The organism is Natronococcus sp. JC468 (genome assembly GCF_012163165.1).
GTDB lineage: Archaea > Halobacteriota > Halobacteria > Halobacteriales > Natrialbaceae > Natronococcus > Natronococcus jeotgali.
The window spans coordinates 56,986-79,433 of record NZ_JAAVUO010000002.1; the positions used below are offsets into that span (position 1 = coordinate 56,986).

Here is a 22,448-nt window from a genome sequence, read left to right on the forward strand (position 1 = left end):
TTACGATCCACCAGCAAATGAGTTCTGCCGTCGACGAGGACACGGCCCGAGCAATCAACAGCGGCCGGGAGACGCTCGGCGCGATGCTCTCGAGCCTGCAAACGCACCTCCAGAAGGTGTTCATCGTCTTCGTCGTCGGGTTCCTCGGGTCCTTCTACGCGCTCCGGATCTGGATCTGGGACTTCCTCAAGCAGACGGCGACCTCGGAAATGAACCAGGTCGTCGCCGACGCGACCAACATCATCACCCGGACCCCGTTCGAGGTCATCCTCCTGCAGGCGAAGATCGGCGTGTTGGTCGGAATCGTCGTCTCGATCCCCGCCCTGCTGTACTTCTCCCGACAGAAGCTGCGCGAACGCGGGTACCGCTCGACGGTGCCGATCACGAAGGTTCACCTGGCCGGCTTCGCGGCGACCTCGTTCGTCCTGTTTTTCGTCGGGGTCTTCTACGCGTACGCGATCTTCTTTCCGTTCGCGTTCGAGTTCCTCGGCGCCGTGGCGTTCGACGCCGGGGTCACCCCCAGCTGGGGCATCACCGAGTTTACCGAGTTCATCGCCCTGCTGACGCTTTCCTTCGGTCTCGCGGCCCAGATGCCGCTGTTCATGGGGATACTCTCCTACACGGAGATCGTCCCCTACGAGACGTTCCGCAACAAGTGGCGCCACGCGACGGTCGCGATCACGGTTTTCGGCGCGATGTTCTCCCCGCCGGATCCGTTCACGCTGATCATGTGGGCGGTGCCGCTGTTCGCGCTGTACGTCTTCAGCCTCGGTCTGGCGAAGGTCGTCACCAACGTCCGGCGCCGCGGTGCGGCCGAACTCGACACCGGAACCGGGCTGATGAAGCGGCGGTTCGTCCAGTTCCTCGGGCTCGTTGCGCTCGCTGGCATCGGGGCGATCGTCTTCGTCTCCCAGGGCGGGTTCGCGTTCGTCAACCGGGAGGTGTACCCGAACCTCCCCGCGTGGCTCCGGCCCGAGGGCGGGACGCTCGGTTTCTGGGAGCTGTACGCGGATCACGGCGCGCTCGGTCTCGTCGCCATCGGCGCGATCACCGCCGCAGCCGTCGGCGGACTCGTCCTGGTGGGGTACACGATCAAGGTCCTGCAGTCTCCCGTCTACCCTCGAGAGGATGACATTCGGTCCGCCGAATCCGCCGACGACGTCGACTTCGAGACCCTCGAGGCCGAGGACATCGAGGAGGTGCCCGCGACGGTCTTCCTCGCAATGGAGGAGGAGGAGGCCCTCGATCACTCCCGGAAGGCGATGTACGACGACGACCGGGAGAAGGCACAGGCCATCCTCGACCGGTACGACGGCCTCCAGAAACGACAACAGCGGTCCGAGGACGGCCCGGGCGCGGACGCGAACCTCGGTGCAAGCGGCGGCGGAGCCGCCGACGGCGCGGCCGCCGACGAAGAGGACGACGGCGGCCTGTTCTCGAGTACAGCCGCCGGGATGCTCGACGCCTTCACCGAGGAGGAGACGACCGAGGACGACATCGGCGGCTACGCCTACGACCTCGCGTTCATCGTCAACAGCCTCACCTCGAAGATGTTCTACATCGTCGGCGTGTTCATGCTCGTGCTCGGCGGAGCGTTCGTTGCGCTCTACCAGGGCGGGTTCGGCGTCATCCTCACCCAGTTCGTCGAGCGCGTTCCCGACGGCGCCCTCGCGGAGGTCACGGACATGACCGAGGCCGAAATCGCGGCCGCGGACACGACCGTCGAGATGGTCGACATCCTGAATCAGGCGGGACTCGTCATCGCCCTCCACCCCGTCGAGGTGCTGATCTTCATGGTGAAGGTCAGCACGATCCTGGCGATCATCGCCGTCCTCCCGCTGATCATGTACTGGGGCTGGCCGGCAGCCAGGGAACGCGGTCTCGTCCGCGGCGATGCCCGAGTGTTCCTCGTCTGGGGCGTCGCGATCATCGCCGGGTTCGCCATCGGACTGTTCCTCGGATTTTACTGGATCGCGCCGGCGGTGATCTCGTACCTGATCACCGACGCCGTAACCAACGGGATGGAGATCTCCTATCGGATCAACAGCTTCTCGTGGCTCGTGATCTACACGACGCTGGGCGTCGGCTTCCTGTTCAACATCGTCGTCACGATGGCGCTGTTCCACGTCGGCGGCATCATCAGCTACCGGACGATGCTCGAGCGGTGGCGGCCCGTCGTCGTCGGGATCTTCACCGCGGCGGCCCTGTTCAGTCCGAAGGGGATCCTGACGATGCTGCTGCTCGCGATCCCGATCGCGCTAACCTACGTGCTCGGGCTCATCGTGCTGTACGTCCTCACCGGCGGGGGTCGCCTCTTCGGAGGCGGCGGGGGCGGGACGGCCGAGCCCGACCCCGAGCCGTCCCCAACCGGCGAGTAGCCGGACGGATCGCCGACGGCTTAAGGGAGTTGCCTGCGAACGGGCACCCATGCCCAAGATCAGCGTCGAAATCCCACAGGAGTTGCTCGACGACCTCGACGGTCACGTCGGCGACGACGGAAAGTTCGTCAACCGCAGCGACGCGATCCGCGCCTCGGTTCGCAAGACCCTCGACATCCTGGACGAGATCGACGACCGCCACGACCGACTCGAGAGCGACGAACGACGGGAGTCGTAATTACCGATCCCCAGAACCAGATTGCTTATGGGGGTTCGACGGTGTACCCTGTGCCATGACGACACCAACGACCGAGCGGGAACTCGAGCCGCCGACGGAGACGGTCGAACTCCCCGCGACGGAGACGGTCCAGCGCGCGCTCCACGAGGCGACGGCCCATCTCTACGACGAACTCGCCGTGGCCGACGAGACGACGGAGCTACCGCCCAAAGTGTTCGACGAGCTCGAGGAGCTGTACGTCGCCACGGGCGAGGAGTCGGTGACGACGGTCCGGATCAGCTACGAGCGCGAGTGAGGTGGGGCCTCAGTCCCGGTCGATCCGCTCGGCGAACCCGAAGTTGGGCTTGACGTCGTCGACGCGAACCGCGACGGTTTCGCCCTCCTCGGCACCGGAGACGAACAGTCGGTAGCCGTCGATCGACGCGATGCCGTCGCCCTCGCTGCCGACGTCGACGATCTCAACCTCGAGTTCGTCGCCGGGCCGAAGGGCGGTGGTGAGCCGCCCCTTGGCGACGAGGTACAGCTCCGAGGACGACTCCCGGGAAGCGTTAGGCGCCGTCGCCCGGACGTACTGGAACTCGTCCTCGAGGTCGGCCCGGAACGCGTCGACGTCGGGTCCCTCGAACACCTTCGCGACGAAATTGCCGCCACTGTCGAGCAGGTCGAGGGCCGTCTCGAACGCCTGCCGGGCGAGGTGCAGCGACCGGGCCTGATCGAGCGAGTACTCGCCGGACATGTTCGGCGCCATGTCCGAGATAACGACGTCGACCGCGCCGCCCGCGGCGTCGGTGACCCGCTCTCGGGTTCGTTGCTCGGTCATGTCGCCGCGGATCGTCTCGACGCGGTCGGTGCCACCGCCCACCTCCAGATCCTTGATGCGCTGGAGGTCCACGCCCACGACTCGTCCCTGCGGGCCGACCCGCTCGGCGGCGACCTCGAGCCAGCCCCCGGGGGCCGCCCCCAGGTCGACGACGGTGTCGCCCCCGGAGATGACGTTCTCGAGGTCGTCGAGCTGTTTGAGCTTGTAGGCCGCCCGACTGCGGTACCCCTCCTGTTTCGCCTTGTTGTAGTAGTGGTCTTTCCGTGTCATGGTTCGATCGCGCCGATCCGATCGGCGTCGGCGACGCCGGCGACGGATCGGCCGTATTCGTACCTCGAGTAGGGACCTGAAGCGGAAAGACCTGCTGATACGGGGAGGGCGTGTTCCGGCGTGTGACTTACGAGTGGCGGCCGCGAACGCCCGCCCATGGAAACGCCACCCGAACTGAAAGCGGCGGCGGGAGACGACGACGCGATCACGATCACCGAACGCGAGTACGACGAGGAACAGGTCGTCGCCGTGGACTTCGGTCTCGAGTCCGGACAGCCGACACTCGACGTCGTCGACGGAACGGCGATCGTCGTCGTCGACGGAGACCAGTACGAGTTCGACGTCCCCGCCGACGCGACCGACGTGGCCGTCAACGACGGGATCCTGACGATCAGAGCCGACGCGTAGGCGATCCGACGAGCGAACGACTCGTACGTCGCGGCCGCCGGCTCGCAGACCGATACTCGCGGCGAATCAGCCGTCTTCCGGCTCGCGGTCCTCGACGTCGGCCCCCTCGTCGACGTCGTCGGCGCGCTCGGAGGTACCCTCCCGGTACTCCGTGTCGACCGCCTCGGGATCCGACGCCGACGGTCCCGCGGGCTCGTCGACCTCGCCGCCGACGTCGGCCCCGCTCCCCCGGCGACCGACGTCCTCGCCGGACTCGAGCTCGGCCTCCGGATCGCCGTCGGTCAGCTCGACGGGATCGACCTCGAGTTCGCGGCTCGCCTCCTCCTCGACCGACTCGAGTTCCTCGTCGTCGGTTCGCTCGGTTTTCGCGGACGAGTCCGCTTCCGGCGGTTCCGGCTCCGCCGACGCGTCCGCACGCGGATCGTCCGCGGCGGTCTCGGCGAACCCCTCGTCTTCCATCATGGGCTCCGAGTGCTCGAGGGCATCCGTCCCGGCGTCGCTCGCGGGTTCGGTCCCGACGCCGTCGGGCTCACCCCGCGTCGGCGACACCGACTCTCCGGGATCGTACTCCGCGTCCCGTCCGCTCGGCTCGTCGGCGCTCTCGGTCCCCTTCGCGAGGCTCTCGACCGGAAACCCGGCCTCGAGCCGGACCGATTCGTCGGTCACTCGCTCCACGGAGCCGTCAGCAAGCGGGACGGCGTCCTCGCCCCCGGAGTCGGCCGCGCTGGCGTTCGGCTCGACGTAGGCGGTTTCGGGATCGACGGCGGCGACGACGCCGAGCGACTCGCCGTCGGCGGTCTCGACGGACTTGCCGATGTCGTCCGCGGTGAACGTCGGGCACATACTCCGAGCGTAGCACGCTTCGCGGCAAGCCGTTCGTGCCTGCACAGCACGGCCCGACCGACGAAACCGTCACGCCGACTCGAACGCCGTCGCCAGATCGGACTCGATCGCCTCGACCTTGCTCCGGTCGTACAGCGCTGCCGCGGGGTGAAACGCCGGCACGACGGTTCGGCGCTCCTGCTCGAACCGTCGGCCGTGCAGGTCGGTGATCGTCCCGTCGGTCTCGAGCAGCTCCTCGGTCGCGAAACTCCCCATCGGGACGAGGACGGACGGGTCGACGCGCTCGAGTTCGGCCTCGAGCACCGGTCGCCAGGCGTCGACCTCGGCGACGCGGGGGTCGCGGTTCTCCGGCGGTCGCACCTTGACGAGGTTGGTGACGTACAGCTCGCGTCGGTCGTGCCCGATCGACTCGAGCGCGCGATCCAGCTGCTGGCCGGCCTGTCCGACGAACGGCTCGCCCTCGGCGACCTCCCGTTCGCCCGGCGCCTCGCCGACGAGCATCGCGTCGGCCGAGAGGGGTCCGACCCCGGGGACGAACCGCTCGCGGTCGAACCGCTCGTCGGGAACGGCCGCGAGCGCGTCGGCGAAGACGGTCTCGAACTCCCAGTCGGTTTTCCGATCGCTCATCGTGGCGGGGTACGTCCGCACCGGAGACCAGCGTTTCCCTGCGTGTGCACCCGGGTGCTCGTTCGACGGCGAGGACGACACCGCCTACGTCGAGCCGAGCGAGGGGGTCGACGGCGAACTGAAGACGAAACTCGGCTGGGGCAGCGTCGCCGAAGCGAGTACCCGCTTTGCAACGACGCGACCGACGAGATCACCGACGGTGAGATCCGGCTGCGCGGGGAGTACTGACCCGGTCTCGGTCGCGTACTTTCTTTTGAATCGCCCGCGCGTAAAGAGTGCATTTTTATGCCGACCGTCCGTACCTCGAGCCATATGTTCAAGGCCATCGTGAGCGCGGAAACGCTCACCAGCGCGCTCGATTCGGTGAGCGTACTGGTCGACGAGTGCAAGATCCATCTCGAGGAGGAGGGGCTCGAAATCCGGGCCGTCGATCCCGCGAACGTCGGGATGGTCGATCTCTCGCTCGAGGCGGCCGCGTTCGAATCCTACGAGGCCGACGGCGGACTGATCGGAGTGGATCTCTCGCGGCTCGAGGACATCGCCGGAATGGCCGACTCCGGACAGCTCATTCAGCTCGAACTCGACGAGGAGACCCGCAAGCTCCACATCCAGATCGACGGGCTCGAGTACACCCTGGCGCTGATCGACCCCGACTCGATCCGCCAGGAGCCCGACATCCCGGAACTGGACCTGCCCGCACGGGTCGTCCTCGAGGGGAAGGACGTCAACCGCTCGGTGACGGCCGCCGACATGGTCTCCGATCACATCGCCCTGGGCGTCGACGAGGGCGAGGAGTTCTTCTACGTCGACGCGGAGGGCGACACCGACGACGTCCACCTCGAGCTCACCCAGGAGGACCTGATCGACCTGCAGGTCGGGCCCGCCCACTCGCTGTTCTCGCTGGACTACCTCAAGGACATGAACAAGGCGATCCCCGGCGACGCGGAGGTCACCCTCGACCTCGGCGAGGAGTTCCCCGTCAAGATCTACTTCGGGTTCGCGGAGGGACTTGGCCAGGTCACCTACATGCTGGCGCCGCGGATCCAGAGCGACTGACGCCACCGTTTTCGTCCGATCGCGTTCGATCGCTTCTCTGTCGCGTGTGACGGTATCTCACTCGGCCCAGAACTTAAAACGTCGATATGGTAAGCACCGCCCCTACCAGTCCCCTCCGCGTAGGGAGAACGCGCATGCCCTCCACCAGCGACCCCAGCGATCGACGGTACGAGGCGACGTTCGATCCCGCCGGCGACAGCGCCCGCGAGGCCGTCCTCGAGGCGGTCGGCGCGGCCGCCGGCGTCGGTCCGCTCGGGCTCGGGCCCCCGGACGCCGTCGTCGATCCGGACGCGATCGACGCGCTGTGTGCACACGCCCGCCGGACGGACGGAAACCGGGCGCACATCCTCCGGTTCTCCTACGCCGGCTTCGACGTCGACGTCCGGACCGACGGTCGGATCCGCGTCTCGGATCCGCCGGCGACCTCCGGCGCGGTCGCCGGCGACTGATCACTCGTGGTCGGCAAGAAACGACAGCAGCGTCTCGTTGACCCGCTCCGAGTCCTCGATGAAAAAGCAGTGCGAGCCGCCCTCGACGAGTTCGAGGCGCGTGTCCGGAATCTTCTCGCCGAGTAGCTTACCGTTCGCGACGGGAACGACCTTGTCGTTCGTTCCGTGCATGACCAGCGTCGGCACCCGAACCCGTTCGAGGCGATCGCTGACATCGAACTCGAGGGCGGCCGCGGCCTGGGCCTCGCGGGCGGCCTCGCCGGCGTCTTGTTCCAGTCGCCACTCGATGATGCGGTCCATCAGGTGCGGGTTCCGATTGGTGAACCGCTCGTTGAAGGCGGGGCGCATCCGGTGGCGGACGACCTCCCGTTCGCTCGCGCCGTCGGGCACGTCGAACATATGCTCCTGGGTCTCGTCGGGGATCGGGACGGCGTCGACCCCGCCGTGGGTGGTACACAGAAGCGTCAGCGTCTTCGCGCGGGAGTACTCCAGCGCGTAGCGCTGGGCGACCATCCCGCCCATGCTCGCGCCGACGATGTGGGCGTCGTAGATCCCGACGTCGTCGAGAACGGCCTCGAGGTCGGCGGCCAGCCCGCCGATCGAGTAGCCGGCGAATTTGAAGAGCAGCGGGGCGCGGAGCTTGCGCGGGAGCCGGGGCAACAGCGGCGGGAGCCCGGCTTCGGATCGCCCCGTCCCCCGGTTGTCGGGGGCGATCACGCCGTACTCGCCGGCGACGGCCTCGCGCTGCCAGCGCCACATCCACCGCCCGAAGCCGAGTCCCTGCAGAAAGACGACGGGCGTTCCCTCCCCGTCGTCGCGTTCGTAGTAGATCGACACGCCGTCGCGAGTGACCCGTGGCATACCCGTGCCGACGCAGCGGACGCCCTTGAAATCGACCCTCGAGGCAGAGCCGGCTCCCGGTACCGGTAGCGTCGTCTTACCGCCAGTAACTGCGCTTTGGTTCGACGGTCCGGAGCGGCCGCGCAATCAGGGCGCTTAACCTCCCCGAGTAACACTACGTTACCGATGGAGCGACTGCACGCCCGGTACCCGTTTCTCGAGGCCGCCCGCGAGGCCGTGGCGACCGAAGCCGTCGATCTGGCGACAATTGTCGAACAGGACGGGGCGGTCGTCGAGCGAGCCACCCAACGCGTGGTTACCGCGCTCGAGGACGGCGAGATCGGCGACGCCCGCCGCGACCCCCGCACCGAACTGCTCTCCTACCCCGTCGCCCGCGTGCTCGTCTCGCTCGTCGACGAGGGGATCCTCGTTCGCAAGTACGCCCGGGCCGAGGCCGAGGCCGCCTACGAGCGGTTCACGGTTGACTTCGAGGACACCGTCGAGCTCAAAAGCGTCAGCTCGAGCGGGCTGGAGCTCGAGGACCTGCTCGCCGAGTTCGACCTCGAGGACGACGTTCGCTCGACGGACGGCGGCTACCGGATCGGCGTCGGACGCTACCTGCCGCTGGCGGCCGGGCTCCGGGACGACCGGTGGCGCCTGGTCAACCGCGCGCTCTCCGGCGGCGAGGTGCCGATCGAGGACGACGAACTGCACGCGCTGCTCCGGGAGGCGATCCGCGAACGGATTGAGGAGGGACTTCCCTTCGCGGTGCCCGACGCCATCGCGACGGGCCTCGAGGACGAGGCCGCCGAGATCCGCGAGGTGCTTGCCGACCTCGAGTTGACCCGCGAGATCGACACCGTCGTCCCCGACCTGTTCCCGCCGTGTATGAAGGCGCTGCTCGACGACATCCAGAAGGGCGAACACCTCCCACACCACTCCCGCTTCGCGATCACCGCCTTCCTGACGAGCATCGGGATGTCGACCGACGAGATCGTCGAGCTCTACCGGGTGAACTCATCGTTCGGCGAGGAAATGACTCGGTACCAGACCGACCACATCGGCGGCGAAACGTCGCCGACGGAGTACTCCCCGCCCTCGTGTGCGACGATGCAGTCCTACGGCGACTGCGTGAACAAGGACGACCTCTGCGAGCGCATTCCCCACCCGATGGCGTACTACGAGAAACGGATCGAGCAAACCGACGAGGATGACCTCGAGGACTGGCGCGAGGAATCGGGCGAGCCGGCTGCCGGGGACTGAGCCGCCGAACCGACGCCGAGGGGCGAAACGAAGCGCCGCCGGGCTAGACCGCGTTCTGTGCGTCGGCGTCGTCCTCGAGCCCGTCGCCCGGGTCGTTCAGCAGGTAGGCCAGGCCGATCCCGGCCGCGGTCAGCAGGACGATGAAGCCGACGATCGCGCCGACGAGCATCTCGCCCCCCGTCGCGGAGAGGGCGCTTTCGGGCCCCCCGTACTCGGAACCGATGGCGATCATGGTACCGAGCATCAGGAAGACGGCCGAGGCGGCCACGACGATTTCGATGATCCGCTCGCGCTCGAGCATTAGCCACGAGTTCCGGCGGCCGAGCCAAAAGCGCTTCGAAGCGCCGCTCGGAGTTCGGCCGCGCGCTCGAGCCGCGAACGCAACCCGTCGACAGCGCCCGCGAGCCCGTCGAAATCACGGTTATCATATAAATCTCGAGCAGGCTGGTGCAAGCAGGCGCGTTATTTCGACCGAGATCCTAGGATCGTCGAACAGCCAGCCGAGTACGGAGCCGGCCGTTAGCCGGCGATTCAGTGCTTCGACGCAACCCATGAAAACAAAAGCGTCACCGAAGACACAGCTTCCGGTACCGTCCGACGACTCCCTCGCCGAGCGCTCGCGCCGCGCCCGCATCGAACCGATGTCGGTGCTGGCGCTGGGCGACGGGCTCTACGAGGTCGAGTCCGCCAGCGACCACACCTACCTCGTCGACCTCGAGGGCGGGCGCTGTACCTGTCCTGACCACGTCTTCCGCGGGGTCAGGTGCAAGCATATTCGTCGCGTCGCCATCGAGATCAACGAGGGTCAGACGCCGCCGCCCGGAAAACGAGCCGTCGAGTGTCACGACTGCGGCGAGCGGGTGTTCGTCGACGAGGACGCGGCCGGCCCGATCTACTGCGACCGCCACGCGCTTTACCCGGGCGACGCCGTCGTCGACCGCGAGACCGGCGACCGACTCACCGTCGTCGACGTCTCCGACCTGCGGGCCGACGCCGTCCGGATCGAGGCCACGGGCGAGTCCGTCGCCGAGTACGCGACGAACGAACGCTACGAACCCGACGTCCCGGTGGTCGGGGCGGTGTATCCGCACGCGACGGTCGCGCCCAACGGCGTCGTCCCCGACTCCCTGCGGGTCTACGTCTTCCCGCGGACCCGACTCGAGAAGCGGGTTCCGGGACGTACCACGGCGGCGTAGCAACGCCCGGCAACGGGTAACGAGTTGGATAGCTTTCGTTTTTTGGTCACTGCCACCGAGTGACAGGGTATGGACGACGGGATCGACTACAGGCGCTACGAGGAGGGACGGCACTGTAACTACTGGACCCTGGATCGAGCGCTGCGCCGCGAGGTCCGCCGCGTCTACGGCGATGCCGAGTACGAGTGGGCCGAGGCCCGCCTCGAGGCGTTCGGCAAGACGGTCGGACACGCGATCGCGGACAACGCCGACTACGTCGACGACCACGGACCCGAACTCGAGCCCTACGACAAACGCGGCGACGTCCGGAATTTCGTGCGATATCCGGCCGAGCAGTTCGAGAACGAACGGCTGGCCTACGAGGCGGGGATCGTCGCCGACGCCTTCGAGGCCCCGCCCGGCCGCGATGAGCCGATGCCGCTGTCGCACAACCTCGCGATGCAGTACCTGCTGTGTTACGCCGACCCCGGGTTCGACTGTCCGGTCGCGATGACCGCGGGCGCGGCCCTCGTCCTCGAGAAGTTCGGCGGCGGCGAGCTCGAGCCCTACTACGAGGCGCTAACGAGCCGGGAGTACGACGACCTGATCGAGGGCGCGATGTTCCTCACCGAGAAGCAAGGCGGCAGCGACGTCGGCGCCAACGAGACCCGCGCCGAGTATGACGCCGAGGCCGACCGCTGGCGGCTGTACGGCGAGAAGTGGTTCTGCTCGAACGTCGACGCCGAAGGGACGCTGGCGCTCGCCCGAACCGAGGACGCCCCCGACGGGACCGCGGGGCTGTCGATGTTTCTGGTACCCCACGCCGATCCCGACCGCGAGACCCAACGCACCCCGGACGATGCGAGCGGGAACAGCCCGAGAGCGGGCCCCGTAACGAAGGGCGACCTGCTCGAGGACGGTCCCCTCGATTCCGACGAGGTCAACGATCAGCTATACCGTCGGCTGAAGGACAAGCTCGGCACGACCTCGGTACCGACGGGCGAGGTCGAATTTACGGGTGCGAAGGCGATCCTCGTCGGCGAGGAAGAAGCAGGGTTTCGGCAGATGGCCGAGATGCTCAACCTCGAGCGACTGTCGAACGCCGCCGCGTCCTGCGGGATCGTCGGGCGGGTGCTGCTCGAGAGCAAGATCCACGCCGCGAACCGGGAGGCGTTCGGCCAGCCGATCGATCGCTACCCCCTGATGCGGGCGGACCTGGTCGATATGACCGTCGCCCACGAGGCCGCGACGGCGTTTACCTTCGAGGCCGCGCGGCTGCTCTCGGAGCGGGAGCGCGCGGCCAGAACGGGCGAAGAGGCCGACGACGCCTACCGCCTGCTGCGGCTACTGATCCCGATCGCGAAACTGCGCACCGCCCGGATGGCCGTCGACACCGCCTCCTACGGGATGGAGATCCGCGGCGGCGACGGCTACGTGGACGACTACGTGACCAACCGCATGCTCCGGGACGCGCAGGTGTTGCCCATCTGGGAGGGGACCGAGAACGTCCTCTCGCTGGACGTGTTGCGGGCCCTCGAGCGCGAGGACGCCCACGAACCGCTTCGAGAGGCGATCGAAAACCGCCTCGAAGCGGCCTCACACCCGGCGCTGGCCGACTCCGTGGAGACCGTCGAGGAGGAGTACCGCGACCTGCTGGCGGCGCTGTCGACGCTCGCCGGCGCGGACGGCGAGTACGCCCAGCTGTCGGCCAAGCGACTCGCCCACTACGTGTTCGACGTCTTCACCGCGGCGCTGTTGCTCGAGGAGGCCCGGGCCGAACTCGAGGCCGGGGACGGGCGGCTGGCGCTCGTCGCCCGGCGGTTCGTCGCGAACGAACTCGAGACACCCGACGCGCGCGGGATAACGGACGGAGACCGGTTCGCGCTCGAGGCGTTCGACCCGATCGTCCGGCACGCGGCGGCCGATCCCGGCGAGCTCTCGAGGTCGGCGACCGTCGACGGCGAGTGACTCACTCGAGCAGCTCCGCCGCCTCCTCGACGTCCATCACGCCCTGTTCGACGGCGTTGAGCACGCGGACGACGTCCTCGTCGGGGCCGTCGTCGCCGACCTCCGCGAGCGTGACCTTCTCCGTGTCGCCGACGAACTCGGGGAAGTCGGTGCCGTCGGCGAGTGCGGTTTCTTTCTTGACGCGGTAGTTCCCGCCGTCGGTGACGTGGAGGTCGGCGGGGTGAAAGAAGTACCAGTCCTCGCGGTCGAAGCGGACGCCGATCCGGGGTTTCGCGCCGAAGTTCCGGGCGAAGTAGGTCAGGGCCTCGACCTCCTCGCCGGAGAGGTAGATCGGGTCGCCCGCACTCGATTTCGCTTCGATCGCGTAGAAGGTGTCGCCGTCGCCGGCGAGCACGTCGGGGAGTTCGCGGTCGGTCGCCGCACCGCTTGCGGGCGCGCGCATGACCGCGAATCCGGCCTCGTCGAGCGCGTTGACGAGCTCTCGTTCGCGGCGGTCGCCCTTCGCGTGGGACATACCGGTGAGTCGCCGGCGGGCGGTAATAAACGGGGCGGACCGCTACGGAAGAAGCGTCAGGGCGTCGACCGCGACGGCCGTCGCGGCCTCGAGTTCCTCGGGCGCGAAGCGGAGCACGAGATAGAGCGCGGCGAACTGGACGGCGTTGTACGTGGCGTGGGCCGCGATCGGAACGAGGAGGTTGTCGGTCTTCGCGTAGAGGGTCCCGAAGATGATTGATCCGCCGAAGACGGCGGCGAGGGAAACGGCGATCGCGCCCGGCGGCGCGAAGCTCCCGTCGGCCGCCAACGCGTACGAGGGGATGTGGATCAGCGCGAAGATGAGGCTCGTGGCGACGACCGCTCCGGTTCGGGAGAAGGCGGCGTACAGGCGCTTCTGGACGACGTTTCGATACAGGAACTCCTCGGCGGGCGCGTTGAAGAGGAAGACGATCACGATCATGAGCAACACCATGTTCGGATCGTCGCCGATTAGATTCATGACCTGGTTCTGGGAGGAGGGGAGCTCGAGCAGGGTCGCGACGGCGTTGACGAGCACGATAAACGCGATGCTCCCGACGACGCCCGCGAGCACGTAGAGCCACCCGCGTTTGCTCGGCACGCGCAGGTCGAGCCAGTCCCAGCCCCGGTCGGTCCACCAGAGGTAGGCCCCGCCGACGAGGAAGAACCCGACGAAGTTCAGCGTGAGCAAGACGAACGTCGACGCGTTGGAGGCGTCGGCCGGAGACTGGATCAGCGTCGGATCGAGCAGAAACGCCGGCAGCGTCGTGAACTGCGACGCGACGATCCCGGCGACCGAGAGGAAGACGGCGATGAGTAGCGATCGAACCTGGCCGCCCGCCCGGTCTACTGTTGCCATGTCTCGACGTACGAACAGGAAACCCTTGGGCGTTCCTCTTTCAAGTGAAACGAAGACGAAAAGAGCGGTAGCGGGACGCGATCATCGATCAGCCGAGCAGGTACCGGAGTTTCGGGTACCGTTCGACGATCGGGCGATCCTCGAGGTAGCGGTCGACGCCGAGGATCCGTCCCGCGGCGAGCGCGCCCAGCGCGAGGAAGACCACGGCGTAGACGAACTGGCTGTTGACCAGGCCGCCGGCGACGTCCCAGCTGCCGAAGTAGAACAACACCATCTGGGTCGCGGCGCCCAGGGCGGCCAGCCGGACGAACACCCCGGCGAGGAGCGCGAGTCCGATCAGGACCTGCGTCACGGGAACGATCACGTCGATGGCTCCCATCAGCGCCGCGCTCTCGGCCATCGTGCCGTAGAGCCCGCTGGCCGGGCTCGCCGGATCGACGTTCGCCAGGTAGCCGTAGGCGCTGAATCCCTCGGTGAGTTTCCCGAAGCCCGCCGAGAGCATCACCCACCCCATGACGAGCCGGAGGCCGAAGATCGCCCAGACGCTCAGCTGGTGGGGTCGTCCGTCTACCGATACGCCTCCGAGGCGGCTTTCGAGTCGGTTGATTGTTGTAGTCATGATCGGTCTCCTCTTACAGCTATACGTAGGACGGACACTCACCTATATACCGCAGCTAGTTCCCACGGGAAGGGAAACCAACTACAACTGTTAGAAGGTTTTCTCCGTATCGCCTCGAGAGGATCGGTTCGAAAGACCGCTACTGGAGTGGGAGAGGAACTTACGTCCCGTGGTCCCAGCTATCCATGTACTCGCGCTGAGTGTCGGTCAGCGCGTCGAACTCGACGCCTTCCGCCTCGAGTTTGATCTCGGCGATCTCTCGGTCCAGCTCGTCGGGCACCTCGTGGACGCCCGCGTCGTAGGCGTCGCTGTTCTCGAGCATCTCGCGCACGCAGACCGCCTGGACGCCGAAGCTCTGGTCCATCACTTCGACGGGGTGGCCCAGCGAGACGGGCGCGGCGAGGTTGACGAGTCGTCCCTCGGCGACGACGTTCAGCCGTCGGCCGTCGGCCATCTCGTAGGCCTCGACGCCGTCGCGGGCCTCGTAGCGGTCGACCGCGAGGTCGTCCAGCGCCTCGAGGTCGATCTCGATGTCGAAGTGGCCCGCGTTCGCGAGCAGGACCCCGTCGTCCATCTTCTCGAAGTGCTCGCGGACGACGACGTCGCGGTTTCCGGTCGTCGTCAGGAACACGTCGCCCTTCTCGGCGGCCTCGGTCATCGGCATGACCTCGTAGCCCTCCATGTGGGCCTCGAGCGCGCGGCGGGGCTCGACCTCGGTGACGATGACGTTCGCGTTCTGGCCGGCGGCCTTCTTCGCGACGCCCTTCCCACAGTAGCCGTAGCCCGCGACGACGACGTTCTTGCCGGCCCACGAGAGGTTCGTGGTCATCGCGATGCTCGCGAGGGAGGATTCGCCGGTGCCGTGGACGTTGTCGAACAGCCGCTTCATCGGGGTGTCGTTGACGGCGAAGACGGGATAGTCGAGCGCGCCGTCTTCGTCCATCGCGCGCAGGCGGTGGACGCCCGTGGTCGTCTCTTCCGCGCCGCCGACGATGCCGTCGATCAGCTCGGGGTAGTCCTCGTGGATCGCGGCGACCAGGTCCATCCCGTCGTCGACGGTGACGGTCGGCTCGTGGGCGATGACGGCCTCGATGGCGTCGTAGTACGCCTCGTCGTCGACGCCGCGTTTCGCGTAGCTCGTAATCGACTCGTGGGCGTCAAGCGCCGCCGAGACGTCGTCGTGAGTCGACAGCGGGTTGCAGCCCGTCACCGCCACCTCGGCACCGCCCTCGGCGAGGGTCTCGACGAGCATCGCGGTCTTGGCCTCGACGTGCATTGCCATTGCGATCCGTTCGCCCTCGAACGGCTGCTCGTCGACGAACTCCTCGCGGACGTGCTCGAGGATGGGCATGTGCTGGGCGGCCCAGTCCATCTTGCGACGACCCTCCTCCCGCGCGGCGTCGGGATCGTCCAGCTGATCGCTGATCGGCGGATAGTCGGTCATGAGTCGACAGAGTGCGAGCGGCGCCAAAACGCTACCGAAGCCGGTTCGTCAGTCCTCGGCGCGGGCCGCGAGCGCGGCGGCCGCCTCGCTCGCCCGCTCGAGCACCGCGTCCTCATCGAGGGTCAGCACCTCCCGATCCCGCATGAGGATCTGCCCGTCGCAGACCGTGTGGCGAACGTCGGCGGCGGCCGCGGCGTACGCGAGGTGGCTGACGGGGTCGTGGGCCGGCGTCAGGTGGGGTGTCTCGAGGTCGATCACCGCGAGGTCGGCGGGCGCGCCGGCCTCGAGGCGACCCGACGCGAGCCCGATCGCGTCCGCGGTGTTGTGCGTGAGCATCTCAACGGCCCGCTCGGCGGGCACCGCGCTCGCGTCCTCGGCGGCGAGCTTGCCGATCATCGCGGCGTCGCGGGCCTCGTCGAGCATCGAGAGGTCGTTGTTCGAGGCCGCGCCGTCGGTGCCCAGCCCGACCGTGACGCCTTCCTCGAGCATGCGCTGGATCGGGGCCATCCCGCTGGCCAGTTTCATGTTCGAGGCAGGGCAGTGGATCACGCCCGTCCCCGCCTCCGCGAGCAGGCCGATCTCGCTCTCGTCGACGTGGACGCCGTGGGCGACGAAGTCCTCGGACTCGAGCATCCCGAGCTCGGCGGCGTACGCGAGGGGGCGAACGCCCTCGGACTCGACGATCGGGGTAACTTCGTCGGCGGTCTCGTTGGCGTGGTAGTGTACCGGGACGCCGGCTTCGCGGGCTTTCGGGACGAACTCCTCGAGGTACTCCCGGCCGACGGTCGTCAGCGAGTGAGGCATAAAGGCCGTCGAGATCCGACCGTCGGCGGCGCCGTCGTACTCGCGGGCGACCTCGAGGCTCGTCTCGAGGTCCTCGCGGGCGCCCGCGTCGTCCTTGGCGACGGTGACGACGCCGTGGCCGAGCCGCGCGCGCAGTCCCGCCCGATCGACGGCGTCGACGATCTCGGGCACCTCGAAGTACATGTCGGCGAAGGCGGTCGTTCCCCCCTTGATCATCTCGAGCAGTCCCAGCTCCGCGCCGATCCGAACGTCCTCGGCCGTCAGTTCGCCCTCGGCCGGCCAGATGTCCTCCCGGAGCCAGGCGTCGAGAGGTTTGTCGTCGGCGTACCCCCGCAACAGCGTCATCGCGACGTGGCTGTGCCCGTTGACGAACCCGGGGGTCACGAGCGAGCCCGAGGCGTCGAGGGTCTCCCCGCCCGCGAGGTCGGCGCCCACCTCGAGGATTTCCCCCTCGTCACGGTCGATCAGTACGTCCGCACGCGTCACCGTTCCGTCGGGCAACAGCACTCGCCCGCCGGCGATCGAAAGCGTCGCCATCGATTCGGCTTTCTCGCCGGCCCGCCTTAGCGTGTCGATTCCGTAGCCGCGACGGAAGCCCCGAATTCCTTAGCTGTCCAACTGTTTCGGAGCGACAACACCGACGCCGGACGCTTATCGCGACGATAGTCGGGTTCCACGTCGCGACGGGAAACACCGCAACGGCCGCGGATACCACAGTCGAAAGCCTCCTCAGCTGTTCGCGAATCGAAATCGAGCGCGTCGAGGCGGACGCCGACGCACGGACCCGGCGGCTGCCGGCCGCGTTTCCGACCCCGAACTCGTTTCACTCGAGCAAACTCTTTAGTCGACTTTCGGTCGGTACAGCGGGGTTTCGGAGCTGGAAAACTGTAGTAATATTCGCACATCACCTTAACAGATTAAACACTATACTCGGTGAAACCCACGGTCCGTGCGAGATGAATCGTCAACACCACGCGGCGAAGAAACTGCGAGGCGGAGGATTCTTGCCGTCTCGTGGAGGGGACCGCTCTCGAGTAGCCGCTGCCTACGGGTCCCGGTGATACCATGGGAACGGTCGTCATCTCCCTCGACGCGGAGCTCGGGTGGGGGTTCCACGATAGGGAGGTTCCGGAATCGCTGCTGCGGGACACCCGGGACAACTGGCTCCACCTGCGGGATCTGTTCGACGCCTACGAGGTGCCGGCGACGTGGGCGGTCACCGGCCACCTGTTTCTGGACTCCTGTCTCGACAGCCACCACAATCACCCCGCCGGCGAACGGTGTTGTCAGCGCCCGGTCGGCGACCTCGAGGCCGACGACGTCTGGTACGGGCCGGAGCTCGTCGAGGAGGTCGCGACGGCCGACGTCGACCACGAGATCGCCGGCCACGGGTTCACCCACGTCCACCTCGATCACGAGCGGATGACCGACGAGTTCGCGATCCGCGAGATCGAAAACTGCGCCCGGGCGGCGGCCGAGCGCGGCCACGATCTGTCGTCGTTCGTCTTCCCCGTCAACAAGGTACGCCACCGCGACGTGCTCGCGGAGAACGGCTTCGAGTGTTACCGCGGCGTGAACCGCCTGCTCGAGGATCGAGGAACCCTGGAGCGACAGCTGACCAAGGTCTCGAGCGCGGTCGTCGGAAAGCCGACGCCGCCGATCGTCGAACCCTACGTCGACGAGTACGGCCTGGTCAACGTGCCGGCGTCGGTCTACCTGTTCAACTTCGGGCAGGAGTACGAGAAGCCGTTCTCGGCGCTCGGGGAGGATCCGGTGGTCAGACAGGTCGAGGCCGGGATCGACGCGGTCGCGAACGACGACGGCGTGTTACACCTCTGGTTGCACCCCCACAACCTCCGGACGTCGGCCCACCACCGACGGCTCCGGTCGATCGTCCGGTACGTCGACCGTCGGCGAACGGCAGGCGACCTCCAGGTGAAGACGATGGCCGAGGTCGCCGACGACGTCCGGCGTCGGGAGCGCACTCGAGCCGAACCCGTCGAAACGGCCTAACCGCACCCGATGTCGGACGCCTACGAGATTCGACGGTACGAACCGACCGACAGGGACGCGTTTCTCGAGCTGTTCGAGACCGTACTGGGCGGACGGATGGGTACCGACTGGTTCGCCTGGAAGTACGAGGCGAACCCGTACGTCGACCACGTGCCGATCATCGTCGCCGAACGGGACGACGAACTCGTCGGCGCGCGGGCGTTTTTCCCGCTGGGACTCGCCGCGGGCGAGGACACCTACGACGCCTTCCAGCCCTGCGATACGATGGTCCGTTCGGAGCACCGCCGGCGCGGACTGTTCACCCGGATGACCGAGCGGGCGATCGAGCGCTACACCGACGACGTCGACCTGTACTTCAACTTTCCGAACCACCGGTCGCTGCCGGGAAACCTCGAACTCGGCTGGCGGGTCGTCGGCGAGCGGGAGACGTACTACCGGATTCAGAACCCGACCGCGTGGCTCCCCGCCCTCGAGCCCGTCGAGCCGATCGCGCGCACGTTGGCAAGCGGGTACGGCTCGGTCAGGGACCGACTCGCCGACGCAGGCGCCGGACTGGAGCGGACCCACTACGACGGCGTCCCGGCTGCCAGACTCGCAGCGCTGGCGGAGACCGAGACGGTGTCGGCGTTTCACGTCGTCCGCGACGAGACGTTCTACGGGTGGCGCTTCGAGAACCCGCTGTGGACCTACCGCAGCGTCGTCGCGAGTCGCGACGGCGACCCGGTCGCCGCGCTCGTCTACGGGCGACGCGAGCGGACCGACGGGCCGACGACCGTCCGGATCGTCGACGCGCTTCCCCTCGCGGCGGGAACGGACGCCCACCGAACGGTCGTCTTCTCCGGGCTGCTCGCGGACGCGGTTCGGGCGAACGCGGACGCCGACGTGCTCGCCGCCCCGGGAGAGGTGTTGCCGCGGGAGCTACTCCGAGCGCAGGCGTTCCACGGCGACCGGCACGCACCCCTGAAGTGGGCCGCGTCGCCGTCGACCCACGTCGTCCGCCCGTCCGGCGTCGACCCGGATCCGGGCGACTGGCGGCGCTCGGGGCGTCGGCTGACGGACCCGTCGAACTGGCGGCTGGCGTTCTGTGAACTCGACAGCGGATAGCGGCGACGGCGCTACCGGAGGCTCGAGCCGAGGTCGGCGATCGGATCCGGCGCCGTCTCGAGGAGATCGGTGATCTCGTCGGTATCGACCGCGCCGAAGAGAACCGACAACACCAGAAAGACCACCGTGCCGAGGGGCGGAACGACGACCAGCGAGACGGGCAACTCGAGGAGTCCTCGGTCTGGAACGATCGAAGCGGAAACGTCCGAGAGCGCCAAGAACGTTCGACCGACCCGCAGTTACAGTAGTCCGAGGAGAACGCCCACGACTTCAGTCGTGGGAGGATGTCAGAGAAGAAACGGCTACGGCGTCGAATTATTCGTACCAGGCGTCGTCATCGCCGTCATCACTGTCGGAATCGTTGTCGGTGGCGGTATCGCCATCGGTGCCGTTGTCGCCGCCATCACTGTCAGTGTCGTTGTCGCTGTCAGTGCTGTTGTCGCTGTCAGTGCTGTTGTCGCTGTCAGTGCTGTTGTCGCTGTCAGTGCTGTTGTCGCTGTCGGTATCGCCGCTCTCGGAGTCGTTACCTCCATCGCCGTCAAAGACGGAGTCGTCACCAAACGGCGAGCTATCGCCGTTACCGCCGTCGCTATCATCGGCGCCGTTGTCCGTGTCGTCAGCGCCGTTGCCGCCGTCGCTATCATCAGCGCCATTACCGGAGTCGTCGGCGCCGTTGCCGGAGTCAGCTGTGGAGTCTTCCCCGCTGTCGGTATCACCGCTTCCGTCGCCGTCGCTCTCGTCCGTCCCGTTGTTTCCTCCGTCGTCGGTCTCTCCACTGCCCTCCGTGTTCGGCTCGTTGGGATTCGTCTCTCCGTCGATCTCGTCGCCGTCGGTACCAGTGATCGTGTCGTCGATACCCGCCCCGCCTGCGGCGAGTGCGATTCCCGCGACAAGAAAACCGATTCCGGCGAGGATCAACAGGAGCTGGGCGCCGGTCGAGACCGACCGTACGTTCTGTTGGAGGCTCGAGCCGAGGTTGGCGATCGGATCCGGCGCCGTCTCGAGGAGGTCGGCGATCTCGTCGGTATCGACCGCGCCGAAGAGAACCGACAACACCAGAAAGACCACCGCGCCGAAGGGCGGAACGATGACCAGCGAGATGGGCAACTCGAGGACGACCAGCGAGACGGCCGCATCGCCGAGAAACCGCGTCAGGAGGAAGATCGGCACCGCGGCCGCGGCACCGACGGCGAGGGCCCGCGGGATGCGCGCGTCGGCGGCCGGGTAGAAGCCGATCTGTCTGGCGCTCCAGAGGTGGAACACGAACATCAGCCCGTAACTGACGCTCGTCGCGGTGGCCGCCCCGTGCATCCCGAACTGAGGGATCAGCAACCCGTTGAGCGTGACGTTGACGACCGCCGCCGCGCCGGTCGCGACGATCAGCTTCCGGAGGTCGCCTTTCCCCTGGCCGATCGCGAGGATCGGTCGCGCCAGGGCGAACCCGACGCAGCCGGGAAGCAACAGGAGGATCGGGACGTAGCTCGCGATGTAGTCGGCGGGGTAGATGACCGACAGGGCGGCCGGCGCCAGCGCCGCGAGCCCGATCGCGAGCAGTATCGTAAACAGCAGCGTGTACCGAGTGATGCGGGCCGCCAGCGAGTTGATCCGGTCGCGATCGTTGTTCGCCCAGATGTTCGACGTCGAGTGCAAGAGCGTGTTCTGCAGCGCCAGCGGAACGATCCAGAGGAACTCCGCGATGGTCAGCGCGATCCGGTAGTAACCCGTCTCCTGGGTCGACCCGATGAAGCCGAGCATCACGACGTCGATCTGGTACAGCGACGTCAGAAAGAGGATCAAAACGATGCTGAGCCCGTTGAACGCGAACAGCTCGCGGCGTGGAAACTCCCGCGAGGGGATGTCGAACAGCGCCGTCGACAGCGACACCTCGCGGTGGATCGCGGCGAGGCCGATCACCGCCGTCGTCACGGCGCCGGTCATGTGCCCGATCAACACGCCGGGGACGCCGTATCCGAGGTACGCGAGCCCGACGCCGACGCCGATAAAGAGCACCTTGTCGAGAAAGAGCAGCGGTTCGGAGTAGCGCTCGAGGCCGAAGCCCATGAGCGTTCGGCGGGTGTACTCCCGGAACTGGGAGGTGAAGACGAGCAGCGAGAGGAGGTAGAAGTACGTCTGGTAGGACGTCCCCAGGTGGTTCTGGATGAAGCCGGATCGGGCCGCCAGCGCGAGGAGCAGGCAGCCGACCGCCGCGAGCAACAGCGCCAGCCGAAGGTAGAACCCGACGACGTGTCGGTCCCAGTGAGGGCGGTCGCGTTCCTCGGCGACGTACTTTCGCACGCCGTCGCCGACGCCCGTGCTGACGAAGATCATGTAGATCGCGAAGATCGACATCAGGAGCGCGTAGTCGCCGTACCCCTCGCCGAGGAATCGGGTCAGCAGCGGCGAGGAGAGGAAGTCAAGGCTGATGAGGAGAAACTTCACGCCGACGATCGAGAGAAAAGCGCTGGTGATGCTCCGGTCCATTCGTTAGGGGGAGTTTCGAACGGCGCCCGAAGAGTGCATCGAGTTGCGGTGCGGATCGACCGCCGTGTTTTCGGCGGGTGGTACGACGGGAAGCGGGGAGGACGGTCCGGGTCCGATACCGTTTCGCCGAGCCCGCTCGCGAGCGGTCCGGCGGAGCGGCGGGGACGGGGATCGGCGGCGCAGAATCATTACTCGTCCCTACCGAACAGTGGGGGATTATTATACAGGGGATAAGCGGCGTCGGGACCCGTCGTTCGTCCGGGAGCGGTTCGAGCG

The 22,448-nt window shown here is 67.3% G+C and carries 23 protein-coding genes; 11 read left to right on the forward strand and 12 right to left on the reverse strand.

Annotation, left to right across the window (positions count from 1 at the left end):
* The first annotated feature begins 17 nt into the window (after positions 1–17).
* From GWG54_RS01715 to GWG54_RS01725, 3 genes are read left to right on the forward strand one after another with little or no spacing between them, the layout of a single operon-like run.
* Entirely contained in the window at positions 18–2,378 is a 2,361-nt protein-coding gene (locus GWG54_RS01715; protein ID WP_167936133.1) for a twin-arginine translocase subunit TatC, read from the forward strand.
* Positions 2,379–2,427: 49 nt separating this feature from the next.
* Positions 2,428–2,616 (forward strand): CopG family transcriptional regulator, encoded by a 189-nt coding sequence (locus GWG54_RS01720; RefSeq protein WP_167936134.1) that lies wholly within the window; start codon positions 2,428–2,430, stop codon positions 2,614–2,616.
* Between the two features lie 55 nt (positions 2,617–2,671).
* Positions 2,672–2,911: a hypothetical protein gene (locus GWG54_RS01725; protein ID WP_167936135.1), complete on the forward strand. Its 240-nt coding sequence runs from the start codon at positions 2,672–2,674 to the stop codon at positions 2,909–2,911.
* Positions 2,912–2,920: 9 nt separating this feature from the next.
* Here the strand turns inward: GWG54_RS01725 and GWG54_RS01730 are convergent, their stop codons facing one another.
* Positions 2,921–3,706, reverse strand: coding sequence for a 23S rRNA (uridine(2552)-2'-O)-methyltransferase (locus GWG54_RS01730; protein ID WP_167936136.1), 786 nt, complete (start codon positions 3,704–3,706; stop codon positions 2,921–2,923).
* Between the two features lie 156 nt (positions 3,707–3,862).
* On the opposite strand from GWG54_RS01730, the gene GWG54_RS01735 reads away from it, so the two are divergent.
* The gene (locus GWG54_RS01735; RefSeq protein ID WP_167936137.1) at positions 3,863–4,114 is read left to right on the forward strand and encodes a hypothetical protein; all 252 of its coding nucleotides are present in this window, start codon (positions 3,863–3,865) and stop codon (positions 4,112–4,114) included.
* Between the two features lie 66 nt (positions 4,115–4,180).
* Here GWG54_RS01735 and GWG54_RS01740 read toward each other — a convergent pair whose 3' ends face one another.
* Positions 4,181–4,957 (reverse strand): hypothetical protein, encoded by a 777-nt coding sequence (locus tag GWG54_RS01740; RefSeq protein ID WP_167936138.1) that lies wholly within the window; start codon positions 4,955–4,957, stop codon positions 4,181–4,183.
* A 69-nt stretch (positions 4,958–5,026) separates the two neighbouring features.
* The gene (locus GWG54_RS01745; protein WP_167936139.1) at positions 5,027–5,584 is read right to left on the reverse strand and encodes a uracil-DNA glycosylase; all 558 of its coding nucleotides are present in this window, start codon (positions 5,582–5,584) and stop codon (positions 5,027–5,029) included.
* A gap of 312 nt (positions 5,585–5,896) precedes the next feature.
* Between GWG54_RS01745 and GWG54_RS01750 the strand changes: the two genes are divergently transcribed.
* Positions 5,897–6,640 (forward strand): DNA polymerase sliding clamp, encoded by a 744-nt coding sequence (locus GWG54_RS01750; RefSeq protein WP_167936140.1) that lies wholly within the window; start codon positions 5,897–5,899, stop codon positions 6,638–6,640.
* Positions 6,641–6,774: 134 nt separating this feature from the next.
* The gene (locus GWG54_RS01755; protein WP_167936141.1) at positions 6,775–7,089 is read left to right on the forward strand and encodes a HalOD1 output domain-containing protein; all 315 of its coding nucleotides are present in this window, start codon (positions 6,775–6,777) and stop codon (positions 7,087–7,089) included.
* On the opposite strand, the gene GWG54_RS01760 is transcribed toward GWG54_RS01755, so the two are convergent.
* On the reverse strand, positions 7,090–7,950 hold the full coding sequence (locus GWG54_RS01760) for an alpha/beta fold hydrolase (protein WP_167936142.1): 861 nt from the start codon (positions 7,948–7,950) through the stop codon (positions 7,090–7,092). It abuts the gene before it with no gap.
* A gap of 165 nt (positions 7,951–8,115) precedes the next feature.
* Here GWG54_RS01760 and priL point away from each other — a divergent pair, with 165 nt between their 5' ends.
* Positions 8,116–9,192, forward strand: a complete 1,077-nt coding sequence (priL, locus tag GWG54_RS01765; protein WP_167936143.1) for a DNA primase regulatory subunit PriL — start codon at positions 8,116–8,118, stop codon at positions 9,190–9,192.
* A gap of 43 nt (positions 9,193–9,235) precedes the next feature.
* Here priL and GWG54_RS01770 read toward each other — a convergent pair whose 3' ends face one another.
* A complete protein-coding gene (locus GWG54_RS01770; RefSeq protein ID WP_167936144.1) occupies positions 9,236–9,493 on the reverse strand; it encodes a hypothetical protein in 258 nt (85 codons plus the stop codon).
* A gap of 250 nt (positions 9,494–9,743) precedes the next feature.
* On the opposite strand from GWG54_RS01770, the gene GWG54_RS01775 reads away from it, so the two are divergent.
* Both GWG54_RS01775 and GWG54_RS01780 read left to right on the forward strand, forming a co-directional pair.
* Positions 9,744–10,388, forward strand: coding sequence for an SWIM zinc finger family protein (locus GWG54_RS01775; RefSeq protein ID WP_167936145.1), 645 nt, complete (start codon positions 9,744–9,746; stop codon positions 10,386–10,388).
* A 69-nt stretch (positions 10,389–10,457) separates the two neighbouring features.
* Entirely contained in the window at positions 10,458–12,335 is a 1,878-nt protein-coding gene (locus tag GWG54_RS01780) for an acyl-CoA dehydrogenase family protein (RefSeq protein WP_167936146.1), read from the forward strand.
* Between the two features lies 1 nt (position 12,336).
* Here GWG54_RS01780 and hjc read toward each other — a convergent pair whose 3' ends face one another.
* The 5 genes from hjc to GWG54_RS01805 form a co-directional block, all read right to left on the reverse strand.
* Entirely contained in the window at positions 12,337–12,849 is a 513-nt protein-coding gene (gene hjc, locus GWG54_RS01785) for a Holliday junction resolvase Hjc (RefSeq protein WP_008420942.1), read from the reverse strand.
* 42 nt (positions 12,850–12,891) lie between these two features.
* Entirely contained in the window at positions 12,892–13,707 is an 816-nt protein-coding gene (locus GWG54_RS01790) for a CPBP family intramembrane glutamic endopeptidase (protein ID WP_167936147.1), read from the reverse strand.
* An 88-nt stretch (positions 13,708–13,795) separates the two neighbouring features.
* Positions 13,796–14,329, reverse strand: coding sequence for a DoxX family protein (locus tag GWG54_RS01795; RefSeq protein WP_312854245.1), 534 nt, complete (start codon positions 14,327–14,329; stop codon positions 13,796–13,798).
* Positions 14,330–14,486: 157 nt separating this feature from the next.
* Positions 14,487–15,770 (reverse strand): adenosylhomocysteinase, encoded by a 1,284-nt coding sequence (locus tag GWG54_RS01800; protein WP_167936149.1) that lies wholly within the window; start codon positions 15,768–15,770, stop codon positions 14,487–14,489.
* Positions 15,771–15,818: 48 nt separating this feature from the next.
* Positions 15,819–17,111: an amidohydrolase gene (locus GWG54_RS01805; RefSeq protein WP_167936150.1), complete on the reverse strand. Its 1,293-nt coding sequence runs from the start codon at positions 17,109–17,111 to the stop codon at positions 15,819–15,821.
* A 528-nt stretch (positions 17,112–17,639) separates the two neighbouring features.
* On the opposite strand from GWG54_RS01805, the gene GWG54_RS01810 reads away from it, so the two are divergent.
* A complete protein-coding gene (locus tag GWG54_RS01810) occupies positions 17,640–18,587 on the forward strand; it encodes a polysaccharide deacetylase family protein (RefSeq protein ID WP_167936151.1) in 948 nt (315 codons plus the stop codon).
* A 9-nt stretch (positions 18,588–18,596) separates the two neighbouring features.
* The gene (locus GWG54_RS01815) at positions 18,597–19,691 is read left to right on the forward strand and encodes a GNAT family N-acetyltransferase (RefSeq protein ID WP_167936152.1); all 1,095 of its coding nucleotides are present in this window, start codon (positions 18,597–18,599) and stop codon (positions 19,689–19,691) included.
* Positions 19,692–19,702: 11 nt separating this feature from the next.
* On the opposite strand, the gene GWG54_RS01820 is transcribed toward GWG54_RS01815, so the two are convergent.
* The gene (locus tag GWG54_RS01820; protein WP_167936153.1) at positions 19,703–19,855 is read right to left on the reverse strand and encodes a hypothetical protein; all 153 of its coding nucleotides are present in this window, start codon (positions 19,853–19,855) and stop codon (positions 19,703–19,705) included.
* Between the two features lie 151 nt (positions 19,856–20,006).
* Positions 20,007–22,172, reverse strand: coding sequence for a lipopolysaccharide biosynthesis protein (locus GWG54_RS01825; RefSeq protein ID WP_167936154.1), 2,166 nt, complete (start codon positions 22,170–22,172; stop codon positions 20,007–20,009).
* Positions 22,173–22,448: the final 276 nt, after the last annotated feature.